The sequence below is a fragment of the Alteromonas macleodii ATCC 27126 genome (assembly GCF_000172635.2).
Lineage (GTDB): Bacteria > Pseudomonadota > Gammaproteobacteria > Enterobacterales > Alteromonadaceae > Alteromonas > Alteromonas macleodii.
This window is the reverse complement of sequence record NC_018632.1, coordinates 551,115-573,437: the sequence shown is the minus strand read 5'-3', so window position 1 is coordinate 573,437 and position 22,323 is coordinate 551,115. Positions and strand designations below refer to the sequence as shown.

The 22,323-nt window shown below is 46.5% G+C and carries 16 protein-coding genes and 1 pseudogene; 3 read left to right on the top strand and 14 right to left on the bottom strand.

The features are described from left to right. Nucleotides 1–70: 70 nt before the first annotated feature. Nucleotides 71–2,257, top strand: a complete 2,187-nt coding sequence (locus MASE_RS02525; RefSeq protein WP_014948186.1) for a response regulator — start codon at nt 71–73, stop codon at nt 2,255–2,257. Here MASE_RS02525 and MASE_RS02520 read toward each other — a convergent pair. From MASE_RS02520 to rppH, 7 genes are all read right to left on the bottom strand, one after another. Further along, a complete protein-coding gene (locus tag MASE_RS02520; RefSeq protein WP_014948185.1) occupies nt 2,252–3,241 on the bottom strand; it encodes a sensor domain-containing diguanylate cyclase in 990 nt (329 codons plus the stop codon). The two genes, MASE_RS02525 and MASE_RS02520, sit on opposite strands and share 6 nt — an antisense overlap. Continuing rightward, nucleotides 3,238–4,308: a response regulator gene (locus tag MASE_RS02515; protein ID WP_039224447.1), complete on the bottom strand. Its 1,071-nt coding sequence runs from the start codon at nt 4,306–4,308 to the stop codon at nt 3,238–3,240. Before MASE_RS02515 ends, MASE_RS02520 begins: the two co-directional genes overlap by 4 nt. 9 nt (nt 4,309–4,317) lie before the next feature. Next, a complete protein-coding gene (locus MASE_RS02510) occupies nt 4,318–5,151 on the bottom strand; it encodes a thymidylate synthase (RefSeq protein ID WP_014948183.1) in 834 nt (277 codons plus the stop codon). An 8-nt stretch (nt 5,152–5,159) separates the two neighbouring features. Beyond that, entirely contained in the window at nt 5,160–5,972 is an 813-nt protein-coding gene (lgt, locus tag MASE_RS02505) for a prolipoprotein diacylglyceryl transferase (protein WP_014948182.1), read from the bottom strand. Nucleotides 5,973–5,976: 4 nt separating this feature from the next. Beyond that, a complete protein-coding gene (locus tag MASE_RS02500) occupies nt 5,977–6,783 on the bottom strand; it encodes a sulfite exporter TauE/SafE family protein (RefSeq protein WP_014948181.1) in 807 nt (268 codons plus the stop codon). A 3-nt stretch (nt 6,784–6,786) separates the two neighbouring features. Next, nucleotides 6,787–9,078, bottom strand: a complete 2,292-nt coding sequence (ptsP, locus tag MASE_RS02495) for a phosphoenolpyruvate--protein phosphotransferase (RefSeq protein WP_041693667.1) — start codon at nt 9,076–9,078, stop codon at nt 6,787–6,789. A gap of 108 nt (nt 9,079–9,186) precedes the next feature. Next, nucleotides 9,187–9,729, bottom strand: a complete 543-nt coding sequence (gene rppH / locus MASE_RS02490; RefSeq protein WP_014948179.1) for an RNA pyrophosphohydrolase — start codon at nt 9,727–9,729, stop codon at nt 9,187–9,189. Nucleotides 9,730–9,842: 113 nt separating this feature from the next. Here rppH and mutH point away from each other — a divergent pair, with 113 nt between their 5' ends. Then, complete coding sequence (mutH, locus tag MASE_RS02485) at nt 9,843–10,520, top strand: DNA mismatch repair endonuclease MutH (protein WP_014948178.1); 678 nt, start codon at nt 9,843–9,845, stop codon at nt 10,518–10,520. A gap of 203 nt (nt 10,521–10,723) precedes the next feature. Here mutH and MASE_RS02480 read toward each other — a convergent pair whose 3' ends face one another. Both MASE_RS02480 and MASE_RS02475 read right to left on the bottom strand, forming a co-directional pair. Then, nucleotides 10,724–11,629, bottom strand: coding sequence for a hypothetical protein (locus MASE_RS02480; RefSeq protein WP_014948177.1), 906 nt, complete (start codon nt 11,627–11,629; stop codon nt 10,724–10,726). 76 nt (nt 11,630–11,705) lie between these two features. Beyond that, nucleotides 11,706–13,211 (bottom strand): CYTH domain-containing protein, encoded by a 1,506-nt coding sequence (locus tag MASE_RS02475; protein ID WP_014948176.1) that lies wholly within the window; start codon nt 13,209–13,211, stop codon nt 11,706–11,708. Between MASE_RS02475 and MASE_RS02470 the strand changes: the two genes are divergently transcribed. Beyond that, nucleotides 13,174–13,986, top strand: a complete 813-nt coding sequence (locus tag MASE_RS02470; RefSeq protein ID WP_014948175.1) for a TIGR04211 family SH3 domain-containing protein — start codon at nt 13,174–13,176, stop codon at nt 13,984–13,986. The genes MASE_RS02475 and MASE_RS02470 overlap by 38 nt on opposite strands. A gap of 134 nt (nt 13,987–14,120) precedes the next feature. Here MASE_RS02470 and MASE_RS02465 read toward each other — a convergent pair whose 3' ends face one another. From MASE_RS02465 to MASE_RS02445, 5 genes and pseudogenes are all read right to left on the bottom strand, one after another. Beyond that, nucleotides 14,121–15,470: a sensor histidine kinase gene (locus tag MASE_RS02465; RefSeq protein WP_014948174.1), complete on the bottom strand. Its 1,350-nt coding sequence runs from the start codon at nt 15,468–15,470 to the stop codon at nt 14,121–14,123. Beyond that, nucleotides 15,464–16,204: a response regulator transcription factor gene (locus MASE_RS02460; RefSeq protein ID WP_014948173.1), complete on the bottom strand. Its 741-nt coding sequence runs from the start codon at nt 16,202–16,204 to the stop codon at nt 15,464–15,466. Before MASE_RS02460 ends, MASE_RS02465 begins: the two co-directional genes overlap by 7 nt. Next, nucleotides 16,176–19,399: pseudogene (locus MASE_RS02455) on the bottom strand (efflux RND transporter permease subunit). The gene MASE_RS02460 and the pseudogene MASE_RS02455 overlap by 29 nt, the downstream one beginning before the upstream one ends. Beyond that, nucleotides 19,389–20,867 carry an efflux RND transporter periplasmic adaptor subunit gene (locus MASE_RS02450; RefSeq protein WP_014948172.1) on the bottom strand — a complete coding sequence of 493 codons (1,479 nt, stop codon included), beginning with the start codon at nt 20,865–20,867 and terminating at the stop codon, nt 19,389–19,391. Before MASE_RS02450 ends, MASE_RS02455 begins: the two are co-directional and overlap by 11 nt. Continuing rightward, a complete protein-coding gene (locus MASE_RS02445; protein WP_014948171.1) occupies nt 20,864–22,318 on the bottom strand; it encodes a TolC family protein in 1,455 nt (484 codons plus the stop codon). The genes MASE_RS02450 and MASE_RS02445 overlap by 4 nt, the downstream gene beginning before the upstream one ends. Between the last annotated feature and the right edge of the window lie 5 nt (nt 22,319–22,323).

The window sequence follows — 22,323 nt, the reverse complement described above, 5'->3', positions numbered from 1 at the left end:
TTGCAAGTTAGCGTTAGTTGCCTACATTTAAGGTAGGTATCTCTACCGCGTATTACTTGCAAGGATGAACGTGAGCTCAAACCAGGCTGGCCAGTCGCAGCGCAAATCATCATCAATTTCGCGGACATTCACTTTTTCAAAAGTGAGTGTTACAGCACTGTTGATCGCTATGGTTGTCATTGCGGTTTTAATCGCGCTGATGAGCAAGCAACAAGCACTCATAACAGCCTTAAAGCAGCAGAGTTATTTAGAGGATAATATTCTTGCCACTGAGTCTAGTATCAATCAATTTACGTTTCGGATGGAGAGCAGCGCGTTTTCTGGACCCGCGAATTACACTATTTTAAAGCGCGAGCTACAAGTCACCGTTCAAGGTATATCTGAATACCTTCGCAGTAGTGCAGGCCAAGCAATCTCGCCCACAGTCTTATCCGAAAGAGACTTTGCAATAGCAAAAGAAGGATTGAATAGCGCGTCTGCACGACAGGTCGCGCAAACCACACTAGATTTACTTCATACTCTTATTGAGTTACCGATAGCCGACGCAACTCAACGTATTCAACAGCAATTTAGCCTGCTGCCTATGATCAATGCCATGCAGGCGGAAGAAAACGCGTTGTTACTGCGTATTCAGGCGTTGCGCAATAAGATGCTTCTCACTACTATTTTGGGCGCAGTCGTCATTGTACTTTGGTATTTTATTGCATGGCTTTTTTACAAAAGTAACGCAAACAAGTCGCCTAAAAAGTTTGGTAAATCGAAGTTGAGACTTGCCATGGTGGATGACGATGGAGATTTGCAAAACAAAGAGTTTTTGCAGCTGATTAGCCATGAATTCAGAGCGCCAATAAGTGCAATTATCAGTGCTCTTGAACTTATTCCTAACATGGAAGAGCAGCGCACCAGACTAATTCAGCAGGCTGAACAATCCAGCTATCGACTTCTTAATCTTACCAACAACCTTACCGATGTATTAACCAATAACACTGAAGACGACCTGCACTTTTCAGATGTCGACCTAATCAGCTTGCTCGACGAATGTATCTCGCCGTTTTCTGTACGCGTAAAAGACAAAAAAATCGAATTTAATATGCACTGTAGTCACAGTGTGCCCCATTACGCAGAAACGGATCCTGTCGCCCTTTCTAAAGTGGTAGTTAACATTCTTGATAACGCCGTTAAATTTACGGCTAATGGACTGATCGACGTCACCGTTACAACCTTGGTGAAAAACCAAGGGATTTTTCTCGTTATTATAATTAGTGATACTGGAATAGGAATTGATGAGGCGACGCAAAAACGCATGTTTGAACGCTTCTATCGCGGCGAACACTCAACTGGCCAACGTTTCCCGGGTGCAGGGATTGGCTTATCTGTAGCTAAACGCAGCGTTGATAAGCTGGGCGGTGCACTACAGGTAACCAGTACAGTTGGAGTGGGTACAGAGTTTAAAATTTTACTGCCTCTGAAACCTATTGAGGATCTTCCCGCTACAAATTCAGCACCGTCTAATGCGACCTTCGCCGTAGTTGACGATTTAGAGATATCTAGGCTGCATTTACAATCAATTATTACCAAAGAGGGCTTTAGCGCACGCACGTTTTCATCTGGTGCGAACTTGCTCAATCTGCACGAAGAAATACTCCAGTTTTCAGGCATTATTGCCGATTTGTATATGCCGGGCATGAATGGTCTTGAACTAGTGAGGACGCTTAAGGCGATTTTTGGTGAACGGGTACCGCCCGTTATTGTGCTGTCAGCAACCCCAGATATTGCCAACATTATTGCAAACAGTGAACTGCCCATCTATCAAAGTTTTGTTAAACCCATCGATAGAAACCGCTTTGTAGATGCGCTCCATCACCTTACAGCAAGTAACGCAAGAGTTGTTGAAACAAAGAAAAAGGCCAATGTGTTGCTGGTAGAAGACGAGCCCATTAATGCAGAAATGGTGGAGTATATGCTTCAATGTATGGGCCACGAAGTTACTGTGAGTTACACCGGTGACGACGCTATTATTAGAGTGAGTGAAAATGCGTTTGACTGTGTGCTGTTGGATATCAACTTACCAGATATCAATGGTTTGGAAGTCGCTAAAATAATGAAAGAAGGTCACCCTGACCTTCCGATCATCGCCCTTACGGCCAATGCCCACAGAAGCGATAAAGAAGCGTCGCTGCAGGCAGGTATTCGATATCACTTAGTGAAGCCTGTCACCTTTCAAGAGCTCAAAAACACCCTACGCCTAGCACTATAACGCGCCAGGCGCTGCATAAATGCGATATTGATTTCGGCCGTTTTCTTTTGCTTCATAAAGCGCCTGGTCGGCACACTCAAGCCATGCCATCGCTCCTTTAAAGTCAGGAGAGAATTGTGCAAGGCCTAAACTAACAGTGAAACTTATTGACTCACCTTCGTGTTCTACCACTAAACGCTGTGCTAATTGTCGGATACGTTCAGCAACGATCTTGGCATCTTCAACTGAAGAGTCATTCAGAATAATGGCAAATTCCTCTCCACCGTAGCGCCCTGCAAGGTCGGTTTCCCGCACACAGCGCTTAATCAGCGCTGCTAACATCTTAATCACCTTATCCCCAGCCTGATGACCATAAGTATCGTTAATGCGTTTGAAATGGTCGATATCGAGCATAAGCGCAGTACTTGGCTTTTCTCGGCGCACACAAAGTTTGTGCATCTCATCAAAGCGTTCCTGCCAGTAGCGACGATTATATAGCCCAGTGAGACCGTCCACGCGGCTCGCAGTTTTCAACTCTTCGTTAAGATGCTCCATTCCACGCTTACCGAGCGCCTGCTCAGTGACATCGTAAACAAGCATACAAAACCGCTCTACGTTGCCGCGCTTATCGACAATAGGGAACATGGTCACATTTTGGTACATGAACTCTGCAGCGCTGGTTACAGGGCGATTACAACCAAACTTAAACAAGTAAGGACGCTGCTCCCAAATAATAAACACCGGGCTCTTCAAATTGAACACAGGGTCAACTTTGGTTCTCAGCCATTTTTCTTCTATTTCCGGGAAATGAGAAAAAAGACTGTCTCCAATGATTGCTTCCGCTTTCTTTGCACCATGGTTTTCAAGAAACTTGTTCCACACTTGAACGTTGAAGTTGCGGTCTAGCACTGCAATGCCCACTTCAATGGAATCGAGAAGCTCTGCGGGTACTTGAGAAGAATTAACTAAAGCACCGGTGGAAAGTGCGTCTGTAGATGCATTCATAGACTTTCCTTGTCTTGTGTCACAGCGTCATCATCGAGCAGCCGAGAATAGATATGGTTCATGGCATCACCAGGAAATAGCAACAGCAGGTCAAAGGAAATATCTCTGGCCTTAATGGCATAACCTATTTCGATAGCCATGAGCTTGCCCCAACGCTGCACGTTATCACTTAAAAGCGTTGATAGTCCTTGGTGCTGCCCCAGTAACACCGGATGCGTGTGGCTAAAGGCGACATTTAACTGCTCTGACAAACCGTTTAAACAGGCCCCGATAAGAATATTGGAAACATCCATTAGTGCTTCTAGCGCTAGTTTGTCGGAGGAAGCCGACGGCGGATACTTTAATAGTTCAACGATGTTTTGAGAGTTTGTGTCGTTAAAAATAACCAGCGCTTCGCCGCTTATACCTTCACTAATAAAGCCTTTTGAAACTGCCGACACGCTGTCGTTACGATTAATTTCCGCAACCGCCATAGACAGTTCGTTGCTTTCAATTAAGTTGACGTTTGGGATAGGCAAATCAATAAATTCACCTAGCAGTTGAGCAAGATTCTCACCCGCACGCCCCATGGCAATATTGACCATTTCACGACATGCGTCTAATTGATCTTCTTTACTCATCTGGCGCTTGGCTAAAACGGCATTTGAGTCGCTATCGTCTTGCGCTTTTTGTAAGCTCGCACCAGAAGAATGCGTCTCGCCACTGTAAATCCCGTAAGAGGCTAGGATGTGGCTGAGTTTTTCGTTATCAATTGGCTTTCTTATGAAATCCAGCGCACCAAGAGCGAGCATTTTTTCTCGCGCTTGCGCTTGTACATCACCGGAAACGACAACTACCAAGCAAGGAAGATCCTGTTGGCGAATGGCTTCCATGGTTTGATAACCGTCCATTACCGGCATGTTTAAGTCGAGAAACACCACATCGCCTTTGCCTTCGCGAACAAGCGCGAGGGCTTGCTCGCCATTCTCGGCAAACGAAATATCCACGTCCCACCCATCAGGTAAACTGCGCGCCATCTGGCGCCTTGCGAAACCTGAGTCGTCGCATATTAATATAGGAGTACTCATGGTAACTCCTTATATGGCAACAGGGGCTTTAATGTGTGGGTGTGACTGGTAATTTTTAAGCGTAAAGTCGTCGAAGGAAAACCCGAAGATATCTTTCACCTCAGGATTAATTTCCATAGTTGGGCGCTCGAAAGGCTCACGACTTAGCTGCAACTCTACCTGTTCAAGATGGTTTGAATACAGATGCGCATCGCCTAGCGTATGAATAAAATCGCCGGGCTCTAAATCACACACTTGTGCCATCATCATGGTCAGTAAAGCATAACTTGCAATATTGAAAGGAACGCCCAAGAAAATATCGCCGCTTCGCTGGTAAAGTTGGCAGCTAAGCTTACCGTCTAATACGTAAAATTGGAAAAGTGTATGGCAGGGTGGCAGTGCTTGCTTGCCCATCGCTGCATTTTCTTTAGGAGAATAATTAGTATCAGGGAGTACCGCAGGGTTCCAGCCGCTAACGATAAGTCGACGAGAATCTGGATTGTTTTTGATTTGCTCAACCACTTCGGCAATCTGGTCTACCGATGTGCCATCACCGCGATCCCAACTGCGCCACTGGTGTCCATAAACCGGACCAAGCTCGCCTTCTTCGGTAGCCCACTCGTCCCAAATACTCACACCGTGCTCTTTCAAATAAGCGATGTTTGTCTCGCCTTTAAGAAACCAAAGTAGTTCGTGAATAATGGATTTAAGGTGACACTTCTTTGTTGTCACCAAGGGGAAACCTTCCTGTAGATTAAAACGCATCTGATAGCCGAATACACTTAGCGTACCTGTACCAGTTCGATCTTCCTTTTTCACACCCGTATCACGTACATGGCGCATTAGAGCGAGATATTCTTTCATCGTTATTCTTATATTTTTTGCTGTTCAACATGGTCTTTTCCGCGCATGTAAGCACGGACTATTAATCCTATTCCTAAAGCTATCATAGGTAAACAAAGAAGTTGCCCTTGGCTTAGTCCCATTTGATATAAGCCAATATGTGCGTCGGGTTCTCTGAAGTATTCAACGATAAATCGGAAGGTGCCGTAACCAAGTAAGAACAAGCCGCTGACCGCCCCTACTGGACGCTTTTTGGCAGAATATAGCCATAGGATAATAAAGAGTAGTACGCCTTCAAGCGCAAACTCGTACAATTGGGACGGGTGCCGAGGAACATGACCCGCGTTGGGGAAAATGACCGCCCAAGGCACATCGGTGCTACGCCCCCAAAGTTCAGCGTTTAAGAAGTTACCTATGCGTCCGGCACCCAAGCCGATGGGTACTAACGGGGCAACAAAGTCGCCTAGTCGAAGGAAGGTCGTGTTCATACACTTGGCGCGCCAGAATAAGGCTGTTAGCACCCCTAAAAGCCCGCCGTGGAAGGACATTCCACCAGCCCAAATTTTGAATAAGTACAAGGGATCGTCGAGAAACATGCCAAACTGGTAGAAAAGCACATAGCCTATTCGACCGCCTAATATTACGCCAACGAAGCTCCAGAAAAGCAGGTCGCTTAATTGCTCACGGCTCCAGTTGGTTTGTGAAAGACGCTTTTGTGCCAATAGGTAAGCGGCGATAAAGCCCACCAAATACATAAGGCCGTACCAGCGGACACTTAACGGACCGACACTGAAGATAACGGGGTCGATACTGGGAAATACCAGATAACTGCTCTGTTCCATTACTTTATTCAATTCCTAAAATCATTCTAATGCTCACCAACACGAGTAAGCACGCCAACATCGCTTTTAACACACGAACATTTACTCGCTGCCCAAGCTTTGCACCTATGTTTGCGGTAAACATAGAGGTGGCAACGATACCAGCTGTTGCAGGTAAATACACATAACCTAAACTATGTTCTGGTACATCTATCGCATTGTAACCGGCCACGATAAAACTCGTGGTACCAAAAACGGCAATAATAAGTCCGCAAAAGGCTGCACAGCCAATTGCCGCCCGTACATTAACACGAAACCATACCAGCGCAGGTACCAATAATGCACCGCCACCAATCCCCATAAGTGCACTTAGTAAGCCAGCTCCACCACCAACAGTCGCAAGCGTACCTTTTGATGCGTCATTTTCTGAGGCTTTTTGCTTACCAAATATCATCTGCATCGCAATCAAAATAACCAGCACCGCAAACACATCTTTAAGCAGTTCACCCGAAATATGGCTTGCTATCTGTGCTCCGGCAAATGCGCCAAAAGCAATACCTAAGCCTGTGTAAAGTACAACATGCCTTTGAATATTACCCAGCTTGTAATGCGCGAAGGCCGACGACATTCCTGTGAAGATGATGGTAGATAATGAGGTAGCGATAGCGACTGGCATTACGGTTTCAGTGGTCATTCCCATAAAATGTATAAGCAAATACGACAACACAGGAACGATGATAAGCCCACCGCCAATGCCCAGCATACCCGCCAGAACACCTACCACAGAACCTAAAATAAGGCAGCTGAGAACTATTACAACTAATGGTTCCATTCCTTAAGCACCTGCTCGGATAAGGCCTCCCAGGCCCTTGGTTTCAAGATATTGATTCAAGTGCACAAAAACTTCTTCTTGGCTAACAGAGGTGAGCGCCAATGACAGTAACTGCTTACATTCATCCAGCGTGACTTTTCTAATAAGCCAGTTTATTTTTCTTAAGTTAAAGCCGTTCATACTTAGGCGGCGATAACCCATTCCCATTAGCAGTAATGCTCCAGCTGGCTCACCTGCAATTTCACCGCAGATAGTTACGGGCACTTGATTTTGATTGGCTTTTTGAACCACGTCGTAAAGCGCCCCTAATACCGCAGGATGATAGCTATTGTAGAGCCCTGCCACCCGCGTATTGTTTCTATCCACCGCGAGCAGATATTGGGTCAGGTCGTTACTGCCTACCGAAAAGAAATCCACGTGCTTTGCTAATTGAGGTAGCTGATAAAGTACCGACGGGACTTCTAGCATAATACCTAACTTAGGCTTGGTTAACGTTTGTCCTGACTCTGCAATCTCATCACAAATTTCATAATATGCCTGATTAATTAGTCGCTTAGACTCCTGCACTTCAGATACGGTGGAGATCATTGGCAGCATAATTTGCAAATTGCTTAGGCCTACACTTGCACGCAGCATGGCGCGAACCTGAACCAAGAAAATTTCTGGATGATCAAGGGTTAGGCGGATGCCTCGCCACCCCAAAAATGGGTTTTCTTCATTAATGGGGAAGTACGGTAGTGGCTTATCGCCTCCTACGTCGAGAGTACGCATAGTGATAGGCAATGAAGGCGCGGCCTCAAGCACCTGGCGGTACAGCTTTACTTGCTCTTGTTCTGAAGGAAAACGCTCGCGTAACATAAAGGGGATCTCGGTGCGATAAAGCCCCACACCCGCGCCAATTTGTTCAGCGTTTAGCTCGACTTCAGCTGAAAGGCCAGCATTGATATAAAGAGACATTCTACAGCCATCAACACTTTCGCAAGGTTTATCAGCCTCGGCGTCAATTTTCTCTGCGATGGCCGACTCTTCTTCAATGAGCTGTATAAATTCAGACTTGATGTTACGTTCAGGCGATACAATGACCTCGCCTGAATACCCATCAAGCAAAATCTCTTTGTCTTCGAGTAGTGCTGGCGTAACGTTTTGACAGCCCATCACTGCAGGCACGCCCATGGCTCTAGCCAATATTGCCGCGTGTGAGTTATTTGAACCGCGAATAGAAATAATGCCTTTTAGCTTACCTCTTGGAAATTCGGCAAGCATAGGCGCTGACACTTCATCAGCTACGAGAATACTGGCTTCGGTTATCGTTTTTTCAGTAACCTTTTTGCCATTCGCTTCATACAAAATGTTAGCAAGAATACGGTCGGATAAATCGACAATATCAATGGCACGCTCTTGCATGTAAGGGTCGTCCATTGCCTGAAAGCGTGCGGCATAGCTTTCTACAACCATTTTTAATGAAGACGCCGCATCCCAACCTTGGCGAATTTTTTCTTCTACTTCCCGCCCAAGGCTGTTGGCATCTAGCAGATGATGATACAGCTGAAAAATGGACTTAACATCGTCGGGGATGCCGTCATCTAACCGCTTCGATAACGCATCGACATGACCTCGCGTAACTTCAACCCCTTTGCGATAGAGTTGAATTTGATCTTGAGGAGATTGCGTGCGCTTTACGATCCAGTTTTTAAGGTTAATAGATTTGTCTGGAGACACTCCCTTGCCAATAGCAAGGCCTGGAGAACCCGCAATACCACGCACATTTTTTTGCCGCGCAGTATTGTCGTTCGAATTTGACAGCGTCAAAGCCCCGCGAATATCAGCATTGGTTATTTCTAACGCGAGCTGCGCAGCAAGGGTGACTAAAAATGCTTCTTCGTCTTCACTGAAGCGGCGCATTTGTGATTGCTGAAGGGTAATAACACCAAGCACACGCCGTTGGTTGATAATAGGCGTACCTAAAAAGGCGTTATAGTTTTCTTCCTGAACTTCGGGGTAATGTTTGAATCGAGGATGGCTATGAGCATTAACGATATTAAGAGGCTCTTCCCGCTGACCTACCAGCCCGATAAGCCCTTCTGAGAATCCAATGCGTACCTGCTCGACTGCATCGGGATGTAGTCCGTCAGTGGCTTTAAGGATAAATTCTTGGGTGTCGTAATCGGCAAGGTAAATAGAGCATGAATCGACATCTAGGGTCTGTTTAACCCGTGAGGCTAGCCTAAACAACGCCGTATCGAGAGCAGGAATTTGATTCATTTCCTGCACGATACGCTTTAACGTGGTTAACATTGTTCCTTGCTGGCTCTGAGGGCTCACCGGTTTTTCCTTTTTTACTCGCAGTTTACTCGCTGCTTACTCCGCACACCTCTGTCTTGCGTACCTGAACTTCGCATACGCTTATCCACGCCTGCGTTTCTTGCCACGTTTATGTGGCGCTGCGTTTTGGCGCTGTTGAGGCCGATGCTGCGCAGACATAACTACAGGCGAGAACTCTTTCATTACTCGTCTGTATACATCGCGCTTAAACGATACAACGTTTCTTATTGGATACCAGTAACTTACCCACCTCCAGTCATCGAATTCAGGATGACCTGTTTTAAGTACATTAACGTCTCGCTCGTTACAATCGAGCTGCAACAAGAACCATTTTTGTTTTTGCCCTATACAAACAGGGTTACTGCCTTGTCGAATTAATCGCTTCGGCAGCTTATATCTAAGCCAGTTACGGGTAACACTTAAAATAGTGACATCTTTCGGTGTCAGCCCTACTTCTTCGTGAAGCTCGCGGTACATAGCTTGTTCAGCAGATTCCCCTTCATCAATTCCGCCTTGAGGGAACTGCCATGAATGTTGACCATAACGTCTTGCCCAAAATACTTGACCCATTTTGTTGCAAATCACTATGCCCACATTCGCACGGAATCCATCGGCATCTATCACATAGACTCCCGGGCACACTATACTGTTATATGTTTTCATTCTTCCACAAACTATGCTCCAATCATAGTCTTAATATTCGTACCCGCTTTTCAAACAGGAAATTAGCCATATTTATGCAGCCACCAGCGTCTCCCCCGTCATCTCCAGATAGCCTTTTAGCCCGTTGTCATGCGATAGCAGGCTTGACGCTTGGAGAGCTTGCGGATATGGCAAATGTAGCCATTCCGGCCAATTTACAACGTCATAAGGGGTGGCCAGGCATGCTGATAGAGAAGTGGCTGGGCGCGAGTGCAGGTTCGAAGCCTCAACAGGACTTTCCTGAACTTGGCATCGAACTTAAAACCATTCCCATCGACGCCCATTTTTCGCCTTTAGAAACCACCTACGTCTGTTTTGCCCCGCTTTTGATGGCGCCCGGCATTACATGGGAAACGTCTAACGTGCGAAACAAACTACAGCAGGTATTGTGGCTACCTATTGAAGGTGACAGAGCTATTCCGCTGGCCCATAGGCGGGTAGCAACAGGCTTTTACTGGCGACCGAATGAACACGAAGATGCGGTATTGAGACACGATTGGGAGGAACTGGTCGAGCAAATTGCGACTGGACAGGTTGAGTCGATCACCTCTCGTCAAGGCGAGGCCTTACATATTCGTCCTAAGGCGGCAAACGGGAAAGTGCTCACCGACGCGCTGGGGCCAGAAGGTCAGCGTATTAAAACCCGCCCTCGCGGCTTTTATTTACGTAAAACCTTCACCCATCAAATATTGATAAATGCATTTGGTGGCTAACGCAAACTCAACGTCTAGCACAATACTCTTGTTATCTTAGCGGCGTGGAGTTTAGGTGTTTAACCAAATACTCACTCAAGAACTTTTCTGAATTTATCCCCATGCGTTTTGCCACGGCTTCAAGTTTAGCGTCGCTGCGCAGCAGAACATTCTTTGCGTACTCTAAGCGGTAGTGGAAAATGAAACGTCTAAAGTTTTTCTTTTCAGTAAGTTGCAAGGCCAATGCGCGAGGTGGGGTCGATATCTGCCCCTTTACAAAACTCACTGAGGGTAAGGAAGCGAACCTTGTACGCCTTTGATTCTATGGTGTAGCGTTCTGCTTTAGAAATAATACTGCTAATTTCATAAGGCGTTGCCTTGCCTTCATCTAAGCGTTCGTAATCGAGCGGCGATGGAGACGTCCGTCGTATAAAGGTTAGTGAAAACAGTACAACTAGAATTGCCGTTCCAATCATCAGATGATGAAACCCTTCCCAAAAAGGAACAGGGAAGAAGCCGAATGTTGCGGCCGTCACAAGTAAAATACTCATAAACGCTACGCCAACCAAGCTCCCCATTACTCCGGCAAGCCTAGGCATTTTCAGGTTTTTTATATCCACTGCCTGCTCTGGTAAGTGCCTATGGTACATTTGAATATGCTCGGTAATAAGAATACCTATGAGCAACACGCTAAACCCCGTTAACAGTGATGCAATATAGGCAGGCCACAATAGCAGAGGCTGCCCATGAGGTGACGAGGAGAGCCATAGCTGCTTATCGTCTACGGGTATCAGGAGAATGGCGCACTGAAAAACGCCGGTCACTACTACCGGCCACCACAACCGCTTTCGTGCCGTAGGATAAGCTAACAGCATGGGTTTTATTGCGCGGTAACAACACGTAATCGCGATAACAGCAAATACTTCTGATAACCCGTAAATACTAGCCAGTCCTGTGGCATTTGCCATACGAAGCCACTCATCCAGCATAAATACAGGCCAGCACAAAAACGCTGCCGTTAGCCAGCGTCCACTGCGTAAATTGACTTTTTGAACGAACAGACGCACAAAGCCAATGGCATAAATGCCAAGCAGTGCGTAAAGGAAATAGTCATTTATGGCTGAGGTCATCAGCGCCCTCCATCCTTGAGATTCGAGTTGCCTTTACCGTGCATGTTTACAGTAACCACATATGCATAGAAAACAATTACCAGTAAACGTCACGTTGCATAGCCACTGTGCGAGTTCGTTCCATAATTCGAATAAGCGTGCTGAGTTTCTCTGCTGTCCATTTACGCACTTCGTCATGGGAGTCTACTTCGGCGTCGTCTATTGACTGCTTTAACATAAGCAGCGCATTCAGCTCATCAATACCAGTGAGCAAATCTAACCACGGCGCGCGAAAATTACCCCGCTCTTCTACAAACAAGTCACCGAGCAGAAATCCACTCCATAATGTCTGCCTAAGCATCACTTCTACAGCGCTGTAATTGGCAGGCCCCATGGTTTTGTTTAGCGGCATGCTTTGCTGCACAGTTTGCCAACCTTGCGACAGCCAGCCTTTTGCATGATCAAGCACGGGATGATCAAAACCCGTTGCGACTTTTTGCCACGGCTTATTCTGAATAAGACTTATGGCGTGTAGCTTAATGTCTGTGGCATCGTTGTCGAAAAACAGCTTTTCGGGCTCATGAGCCTGCATTAAACCTGTTTGTCGTCCTTGCAAATAGCTTACTACTGCAGGATGTTTGCTGAGAGTTTTGTTAAACATGCTCTTTTTAGAGAGCAAGTAACGCAAACTTTGTAAGTCGTCTTGCCAGCCCCACTTTTGAGCATGGGTGACCAGCTTTTTATGCAGGGCTAGTAGCTCAGGGCACTGCAGAACCGGCAAGTAAAGCGATACACTTTGCAGTAACAAACGTACGCTTTTAGCAACTTCAGCCAGCATTTTTATTGAGCCACTTTCGCAAAACACATGCTCGTGGTGCTGCCAATGCGCCAATGCAGTTTGAACCGCGTGGCTAAATGCTTCTTCCGTGGTGGTTGTGTCTTCAAGCGCAAGGAAATCTGGCAGGTGTCGAACTTTAGCGTTAAAGCCGTGAAGTAATTGATATCCCTGCGCCGCTTTTGATACATCACTAAGGCGTACCGGCATGTTGTCGTTTATTAGCACCGCCAACGTAAACAAACTGTTGATATCACCTGACATCAATTCAAGCTCTATTTCGTTGATTGGGGAACTGGCTTTTTCTGTACTTGCTTCGCCACAGTCCAGCACAATCTCAACCACACTTTCACCCACACTAACCACATAGGCATTGCGAGTAAAGTGAGTGCTAAACTGTTTAGATAGACGCGTGTTTTTTGCCGCCACGTCCCAATCTTGGGGCCAAGCGCTGGCTTCAAATAGCGTGAGGTCGGGCCTTGAATTATCAAGGCTCACATTGTATTCCATGCGTTTGTGCAGACCACCGCTGACCACGCCGTTAGTCTTTAGCGTCTGTTCGTATTCACCATTGTTACCTCGAACACGAAAGCCCATTTTATTGTTTTGAAAATCGAGCTTATCTGTATCGTAATAGTCGTTCTCAAGGCGCATTTCACGATGAGAGTTAACCTGAATACTGTTTTTTTCGAAAAGAGGAAGTACACGTTGACTAAACGCATGGTGGGCGTTGTCACCCGTTACAAATTTTAATTCTATTTCTGACATGGTTGCGCTAGGCACAGCTTATGATGCTGACACCTTACCTTTGTCGCTTACTTTTCGCAATGCTGGCGCCATGAAACAAGATGCTTTAATTAGACAAAAGTGGAACAAACTTGCCTTTATCGCGGTCAACCAATACCATCTTCACGTTTTAAATTCTAAAATTGGACTTCATATGATTCGAAAGTGGTTAGCAGCAGCCCTTATTGCATGCTCTTTTCAAGCATTTTCGCTACAAGATACCGCTGATTTAGAAGCGTCTTCTTCGCATTACATAAGAGATGACTTGTTTATCTTTATGCATACTGGACCTGGTCGTAACTACCGTATTCTAGGTTCAATTGAAGCAGGCACACCTATTACTGTGCTTGCACGCGATAACGATGCTGAATTCACGCAAATTACCGACAATGAAGGTCGCGAAGGCTGGGTTGAAAGCCGCTTTGTGTCCAATACCATGTCGCAAGCCGAGCAATTGCCAATCATAAGTGAGAAGCTAGCTGAGAGCCAAAGCGCACTGCAAACAGCGCAGTCTGAAAACGCCAGACTTCGCCAGCAACTTAACGATGCACGTCAGCAGGTATCGAAGCTTACAACAACTAGCGAGGAACAAGCCTCTGAGATAACTCGTCTTACCGCCAAAGTAGATAGCGCGAATAAAGATGAGCTGGTTACCTGGTTTACACGCGGTGGTATGGTAGCCGGTGTGGGTATATTACTGGGCGTAATGCTGACTTACCTTCCGAAGCGCAAACGCAGAAGTAGCGAGTGGATGTAGTGTAGGTTTTATAGCTGGACGCTAAAAAGCGAAAAAACGCCGATGTTAGCATCGGCGTTTTTTATTGGGCTTGTTTCGGTAAATTGAATTAGAAGTGACAAAGTGCAAACACTTTGATGAGTTATATGCGCCTATTATCGTACCGTAAGCACCACTCTATACCCTCTTGTCATACGAGAAACATCACCTTGGTCATCATGTGAACCTCGGGCTGTTATCCTCTCATGTGCATAACCCCATTTAAGCTTCGCACAAAGCTTATCAATGAGTTTTAACCCTATTCCAAATCCGCCATCTAACTCACTGATAGTCGGCGCAGATAAAGTCGCTTGGCCTTTTTCGTTAAGCGCCTCTTCTTCAAGGCCGTCCTCTTCGTTGAGCACGGTGAGCGTTGCATCAGAAAGACTTATTGTGACTCTTCCTTGCTGCGTGTGCTGATAAGCGTTTCGAATCACATTTCCTATCACAATTTCGCTCGCCGTTTTCGCCAGCGTTAACTCACAATCGCTCAATTGCAGCTGCACACTCACGTCTTTTCCCGACAGCAAATACATTAAATCTTGGCTTAGAGCCTCAATCATTGCTTTAAGATTAACCTTTTCTTTGGGTAAAGCTGCTTCTTCATTTCTTCCTAACCAAAGTAGAGTTTCGGTCAAATCTGCCATGGTTTTTGAGGCATGATCCACCCGCGCAAGCGCGTTATTGCCTTTAGTATTTTCACTATCGATCACTCTGTGCAGTAATGCCGCGCTACTTCTAATGACGGCAATCGGCGTTCTAAGCTCGTGACTCGCATGGTTAACAAATTCCCGTTCTCGATTTAGGGTGTTGCGCACGTTTTGCAAGCTGCCATGTATCATCCCTGCTAGCGCGTTAAGTTCCTTATAACGAAACTCCGGGATAGGCTTATCGAGCTCTTGTTCATCCAAAGACGCCGCCCACCTCTGCAATGACTCTATGGGGCGAGACACGCTGCGCATAAGAAAAAGCAAGGCGACAAAGAACGAAACCAGTGCAACTACGCCCACAATGGCGCTGTAAATAACATGGTTTATTCTAAAGTGTTTTTTGCCGTCAGAAGGTGGCGCGACAAACACTTGGGTAACGTATCGCGATTCTCCATTTTCTAACGGAACTAACACGGCAAAGTGAGCCGAAATAGGACGGGAAAACCAATCAGGTTTGTTGATATCTTTCATAAGTGAAAACGGTATAAAGCTCTCTTTGGAAAAGCTCTGCTTCACTTCGACAGGCAAACTCTCGTAGTTCGCAAAAACATGTAAATCGAGAATTTGAGCATGCTTGTTGTCATCAAGCTCTGCGCTTTCTGCCGCCCGTATCATGGTATTTCTCAGCATGCCGTCCATACCATCGAAAAAGCTATCGCTGCTTTGTATTGAAAAGAGCACGATAACTACGGCGGCCAAACTTAATAGCGACCACAAGACGTAGCGTCTTAAGCTGATGCGAAGGCCATTTACCACTGATCGTTTCCTTTATTTGTACTTTTTGGTTCCGCGCTTGTACTTTGCACTGAACTGGACTGTTCTGGTTTTAACGTCACACAAAAGCCTGTGCCGGCTACTGCTTTTACCTCAATGCTGGCATTTGCTTGCACCAGTGATTTACGCAAATTATGAAGATGCACTTTAAGCGCATTGCTCTCTGGCGCATCTTCTCCCCAAACCGCATCGAGAAGACGCTCCCGTGGCATAACTTTTCCTTGTTGCTGTAACAATGCCTTTAGCAGCGTAAATGCTGTGGGGCTTAACTTAATAGGCACGTTCTCAACACTTACTACTTCGCTTCCCATTGCTAGACTTACGTTGCCAAAGCGCAGCTTTTTCACTTGTGATGAACGCCTGTGCGCCAGTGCAAAAACCCGAGCAACCAGTTCAGGCATGTCAAACGGCTTCACTAAATAATCATCGGCGCCTTTTTGAAACCCTTCTAGCTTGTTTTCCAACTGGTCACGGGCGGTTAGCATAATAATAGGCGTATCGTTGCCGTCTTCCCGCACCCTCTCACATACGCTTAAGCCATCAAGTCGCGGTAAATTAATGTCCAGCACCACAACATCAAACGGATGCTTTTGGATAAGAGACAGCGCGGCTACACCGTTTGCAGCGTGGTCACATACCATGTCTTCAAGCTCTAAATAGTCGATAATATTGCCCGCCAGGCCCATATCATCTTCCACTAGTAACACGCGGATCATTAGCCGTACTCTCCGTTAAAGGTTTAACCAAATGCTTTGCCATTAGACGGCTTACATCGTCATAAATTAACAGTAATGCGGGTATTAATAAAAGTGTGATGACGGTGGCAAACAATATACCGTAACCCAGCGACGCAGCTGCCGGAATTAAGAACTGCGCTTGTACCGACGTTTCGCCCAATATGGGATATAAGCCTACAAAGGTGGTAATTGAGGTCAACAACACAGCTCGCAAGCGACTGGTACAAGCTTCAATAACTGCCGTTTCCACCAGCACACCTTCTTCTCGCAAAGCGTTGAATCGTGAAACCAACAACAAGCTGTCGTTAACCACCACACCGCTAAGCGCCAATATGCCGTTCAGCGAGAGCAGACTTATCATTAATCCATTCGACCAGTGGCCGATAATGGCTCCGACTATACCAAAGGGGATGGCGGTCATAATAATAAGCGGCTGTACGTAGGATTTAAGCGGAATCGCCAACAACGCAAAAATAGACAACAAGGCTAATATAAACACGCTCTGCATAGAGCTTTGCGTTTCAGCTTGCTGCTCAGCCTCACCGGCAAAATAAAGCGATAAGTCCTGATATTGACGCGATAGCTGAGGAACAAACTCGTTGTTTAAGTAATTCACCAGTTCGGTAGAGGTAATAACATCGCTATCCACTGACGCGCTAACCGTTAGGGCGCGTAGGCCGTCTATACGTACCACCTGTTTTTCTTGCACATCTTGAATAACGTTAGCCACTACAGAAAGCGGTACTACGGTGCCATCGTCCAGACGCACTTGCGTGTTCATTACATCAGACGGATTCATTCTGTCTTGTTCAGGATAACGCACCCGCACTTTTACTTCGTTTTTATCGCGCAAATAGCGCTGAACAATTTCGCCACCAAATGCTTTTAACAGTTGCTGCGATAGGCTTTGCGTATTCAACCCCAACGCTCGTCCTGGGTATGTTCTAAGCGCATCATGGCTTCGCCGGGTGTCAGCGAACTCTCGACTGCATATACACCATCGATATTGTTAAGTACTTCAATAAAGGCATCGTTAGCCGCCGTCAGGGTATCGTCGTTAATGCTTTTAATTTCAACGTTAAACCCGTCGACCATCTCTCGGCGTGAGCGTATTTTTAGACTTTTTACGCCTTCTAAATTGCCAGTTAACGCATTCCAGCGTGCCGACAATTCATCAAGAGAATAAGAGGAGTCTTCATCAAGTGAAATGGTGATTGTGCCGCTTTGATCGCCACTCGCCGTCACTTGCAAACTGCTAATGCCACTTTTATCTGCGCCATTTTCTTGGGTTAATTGGCGGTCTGCCTCTAGCGCATTTTTCTCTAGCAGCATTAAGTTGCGTTCGTTCTGTCCATAGCTGGCATCGCTGTAAAGCGACATATTGGCCGAAACCGTGTCGCCCTGCATGCTGGGGAAGAAGCTTACTCTTACCGCACCTGTAAGCGGTAGGCTAACCACCATGACAAATAAGGCAATAAACAACAATACAGCGGCATAACGGTAGGCTACGGTGACTTTCAATAGGCGCTGATACACGCGATAGTTAAACCACTGAAGTCCACCATCCGCTTTTTGCTGCACTTTGTTCCATACGCTACCTAATCCCCTCCGCGCTTTTTGCTTGGTTGGCAGATGGGCTAAATGAGAAGGTAAGATCAGCTTCGATTCCACCACCGACAGCAACAAACACAAGGTAACGATAGTGCCGAACTGAGAATAAAGCGTACCTAAGCCGCCCGATACGTTCGATAATGCGAAAAAAGTGGCCACTGTGGTTAGCACACCAAACAGTGTGGGAACCGCCACTTTATGGGTACCTAAGATGGTATTTTGAAGCGTATCGCCATGCTGTTTACGCGTGGCGTACACGCTTTCCCCCACCACCACGGCATCGTCCACCACAATGCCAAGGGCCATGATAAAACCGAATGTGGTCATTTCGTTTAGCGTCATTCCCGTATAGCTGTCGGTCATGAAGTACAAGGTACCGAAGAAGATAAAGGGCAAGCCTGCCGCCACCCAAAATGCCACGCGTAAATTTAGAAACACGGCAAGAGTAACAAATACCAACACAATGCCCATAAGCGCATTACTGGTAAGTAACGTCAATCGCTCGGTAATAAGCGTGCTTTTGTCATACCAGGTTTCAAGCTCTACGCCTTCAGGTAGCAAGCCTTTTTCGTGCCATGCGTCCACTACTTCGTGAGCCTGCTGTACCATTTTTGTTACGTCACCATATTCGTCCATAAGCACCTGAATTTCATAGCCATTGGTACCGTTGTAACGTGACAAGTGATAGCTGTCGTCGGCAAACATATCGCGCACTGTAGCAACATCGCCAACGGTGAGTATGACGCCATTGGTATCGGTAATGAGGGGGATGTTGGCAAAACCTTTCGCCCAGTAAGACTGTTCAGACGCTTTTAAACGAATCACTTTTTCTTTGTTGCGCAAGCTGGTTGTAAGCGCGGTATTCGACTCCTGGTTAACGGCATCAGCCACGTCTGACAGCGTTAATCCGTAGGCTTGAAGCTTACCTTCGTCTATTTCAATAGACATCATAGGGTCGACAAAGCTGCCTGCGCTGACTTCGCGAATGTCATCTGTTGCCAGTAAATCTCGCTCTAATTGCTCACCCAAGTATTGAAGCGAAGCGTGGTCGACGTCACCATAAAGCTGCACCCAAATAGCGTGTTCTTGTCGGCGTGCTTTGCTGATAACAGGGTTTTCAGCATCCGACGGGAAGTTAGAAATACTATCTACTTCGGTTTTGATGTCGTTGAAAAGCGTGTCTAAATCGTATTCGGTTTCTTTTTCTACCTGCACACTTGCGCCGCTGGCGTTCGAGGTAGAGGTAATTCGCTTAATCCCCGGAATTGCTTCCAGAGCGGTTTCAATTTTGATAGCTATCCCTTCTTCTGCTTGTTTAGGGTCACCACTATCGTATGTCATTGAAATGGTAACAAAGCGTGGCTCCATACTTGGAAATGCCTCTTTGCGGATATCGTTCATGGAAACCAAGCCAAGCACAATAAGGCTGACCATGAGCAAATTGGCCGCTACTGAGTTCTGCGCAAACCAAGCGATAATTCCCCGGGAGTTATTCCCACCATTCCTATTACCATTCGGACTCTCGCCACCATCAAACGGCGCGCCGTTTCGATTATTTGTCATCGGCTTGCCCTCCTGTTTGTCCTTCCACTACAGGTAATACTTTGGTATTCACCAGATAGCTGTTTAAAGGGCGCGCAACCACCAGCGCTTGGCGTATTTCGCCAACCTGTTCTGACATGCTGTTGCCGCTAGCGTTACCCGAGGTTTTACCCGCAACATTACTCACAATATCGCCCGTAACATCACTGGTTTTTGGTGGGGTGATGTAGGCATAACCTTCGCTTTCAAACAGAACCGAAGGCGTGAACTTTGCCAACTGCCCGGTAGATGGCATTACTAACCATACTTCTTGCTTTTGCGAGATAGCAGAAGCCGGCAGTTTCCAGACATTGTCGAGAGCTCTTCCTTCAATATCTGCCTGCACAAAGCTGCCGAATAAAAGAGGCGTTGAGTATGCTAACGGCTTTTCAATAACCGCTATGGCGTTACGCTGACGCGTTGTATCACTTTGATGCCATTCAGCGCGAACGATATTGGCAACCCAGGTATTTCCCGTAGTGGTATCGGTAAGCGTTACCGGCCAGTTAAGGGAGGCATCACCAGACAACTGCGTTTCATCACCAGAAGGTAGTTGAGCCCATTGGCTAGGTGAAAGGCCAATAGCCACTTCGGCAATATCTGCAGAATAGAGTGTGGCGACCGCACTTCCAGTTTGAACATAGCTCCCTAGCGCAATGTCACGGCTGACCACCAATGCATTAAAAGGTGCACGTAACGAGGTAAACGCCAAATCTCGCTTGGCTGAATTTACACTTTGCTCGGCTTCATCCAAAGTGGCCTGAGCCGCCTTTAGCTGTGGCTCACGCAGTACTAATGCCGATAAAGGTTCACCATCAAGCCCTGAACGTGTCCATTCATCTTTCGCTTGAATACCTTGTAATCGCTCTTCTTCCAGACTTACCACAGCCGCTTGATAGGTAGCATTTGCACTTGCTAACGCCTGTTGATAGTTGGTGTCATCAATACGTGCCAATACCGTGTTATTTGCCACTAGGGCACCAGTTTTAAAAGACGAAGATATATCAGTAACTTGACCACTAACCTGTGCGACTAAGCTCAAACTATCTTGCGGAACAACCTGACCATACCCCCTCACCTTAGCGTTATAGCTGTCAGCGGTTACATCAATAACGCCTACTTGAGCCAGCTGAGTATTGCCGCTTTGTTCTCCCTTTGGGCTGCGATTAGTGGTATTCACTGATGACGTGTCGCTTGCCTTGTTAAACCTGTTCACACCGCTATCGGCAGCAGGTAATGCTGCTGGCCTTTCACCACCTGCAGTTTTCTTTGCCTGAGCGGCATTTTGTGGTTGCTCAGCATTCGCGGAAATTGCTGGAGACGTTGGCTTTGATTCGGTCTGCGGTTTTGCGCCGGGATGTTGGGCACCCATATTCATCATGGTATACATAACCGCTAGCGCAATACTTGCAGCGGCGAGTAAGGTTACAATAATTCGTTTGTTTCTCATTGTGACACTCCAAGGCCAAGGGCTAGGCCTAAGTCAATTCGGTTTTGTAATTTCTGGGCGTGCAGCTCAACTGCCTGAGCTTGTAAGTTAAAGCGCGTGTCATATACGGAAAGTAAGTCCAAGATGTCAGCAAGGCCCTGTCGATATTGACCTTCAATGGTAGAGACGCTGCGCTCTGCATTTGCTAGCGCCACGTTGATGTGGCTAATTCGAGCACTCAACGCAGTCTCGCTATCCAGCGCATTTTGGGTTTCCTGTACCGCCGTTAATAACGTTTCGCGATACTGCCACCAGGCATTGGCTGAGGTTAGCTTTGCATCTTCAACTTGCGCCCTTAGAGCGCCCCCCTGAAACAGTGGCGCGGTCATCTGTCCAAGCAAACTCCACAAAGGGTTAGTAAACAAAGCTTGTGAAGGTGTAGAGGCATTATCAGAAAGGGATGCAGACAAGCTAATGCTTGGCAACAGGGCTTTGTACGCCACATCGACTTCAAACTCTGTTGCTTTTAACGCATAAAAGGCCGCCTGAAGATCGGGTCTACGTGCCAGATCCTGTTTCGGCAAAGTTGTTAGCGGCAATAACACGTCGGGAAAACTAACTTGAGTGTTGAGCTCGTTTAGCGATTGGTTTTGTCTGCCTAAGAGTACGGCCAACGTGCGCTTTGCTGTTAAAAGTGCATTTTCATATTGGGCAATAGTAGCGCGAGTATTTGCACTGCTTGTACGCGCAGTATCTAAATCGTCTAGGCTTCCTAGCCCGGTGCTATAGCGCTTTAAAATAACGGCTTCGTTATTTTCTAGTACCGTTAACCGAGACTGCTCAATATTCAGTAATTGCTGCTGAGTGAGTACGTCGATATAGCTTCTTACTACGTTAGCGACCAGAGAATCTCTGGCAGACTGATAGCTGGCTCTGGCACTTGCTGCATCTAAGTTTGCTGCACTTATTCCATCGCTGATTTTTTGCCATAGGTCCAGCTCCCAACTGACATTCATGCTCGCACTATAGCTCGGACTGCTCGAATTAGAGCTCGTACTGGAGTTGGTATTTGAGCTGGTAGATGCACTGCTATTGGTGGTTTCACTTTTTGACGCAGAGAAGCTCGCGTCAACATTAAGGTTCCTATCCGCTTTTGCACTATCAATGGCTACTTGTGCTTTTCTAAGCGTTATTAACGACTGCTGCAGACTAGCATTAGAAGACAGGGCTTCATCAATGTAACCAGCTAAGTGGGGTAACTCTTTGATATCAATGACATCGGTTAACGTCGTGTCCGAATTCAGCTGCAAGGTTTGTGTTGATTCTTGTTGCCGTCCTTGAGACTGCCACACAACATTGTTACCCGTTGACGACGATACCGATTCGCTCAACGCTCTGTCATCAGTACTTGTACATGCAGACAGCAAAATGCAAAGGGTAATGCTATTTACCGTCAGTTTTATCTTGCCCATGACTT

What these genes read in the sequence shown, in the direction of transcription:
- MASE_RS02520 (WP_014948185.1), bottom strand. Translation starts at nt 3,241, where the DNA reads ATGAATGCATCTACAGACGCACTTTCCACCGGTGCTTTAGTTAATTCT.
- MASE_RS02515 (WP_039224447.1), bottom strand. Translation starts at nt 4,308, where the DNA reads ATGAGTACTCCTATATTAATATGCGACGACTCAGGTTTCGCAAGGCGC.
- MASE_RS02510 (WP_014948183.1), bottom strand. Translation starts at nt 5,151, where the DNA reads ATGAAAGAATATCTCGCTCTAATGCGCCATGTACGTGATACGGGTGTG.
- lgt (WP_014948182.1), bottom strand. Translation starts at nt 5,972, where the DNA reads ATGGAACAGAGCAGTTATCTGGTATTTCCCAGTATCGACCCCGTTATC.
- MASE_RS02500 (WP_014948181.1), bottom strand. Translation starts at nt 6,783, where the DNA reads ATGGAACCATTAGTTGTAATAGTTCTCAGCTGCCTTATTTTAGGTTCT.
- ptsP (WP_041693667.1), bottom strand. Translation starts at nt 9,078, where the DNA reads ATGTTAACCACGTTAAAGCGTATCGTGCAGGAAATGAATCAAATTCCT.
- mutH (WP_014948178.1), top strand. Translation starts at nt 9,843, where the DNA reads ATGCAGCCACCAGCGTCTCCCCCGTCATCTCCAGATAGCCTTTTAGCC.
- MASE_RS02480 (WP_014948177.1), bottom strand. Translation starts at nt 11,629, where the DNA reads ATGACCTCAGCCATAAATGACTATTTCCTTTACGCACTGCTTGGCATT.
- MASE_RS02475 (WP_014948176.1), bottom strand. Translation starts at nt 13,211, where the DNA reads ATGTCAGAAATAGAATTAAAATTTGTAACGGGTGACAACGCCCACCAT.
- MASE_RS02460 (WP_014948173.1), bottom strand. Translation starts at nt 16,204, where the DNA reads ATGATCCGCGTGTTACTAGTGGAAGATGATATGGGCCTGGCGGGCAAT.
- MASE_RS02450 (WP_014948172.1), bottom strand. Translation starts at nt 20,867, where the DNA reads ATGAGAAACAAACGAATTATTGTAACCTTACTCGCCGCTGCAAGTATT.
- MASE_RS02445 (WP_014948171.1), bottom strand. Translation starts at nt 22,318, where the DNA reads ATGGGCAAGATAAAACTGACGGTAAATAGCATTACCCTTTGCATTTTG.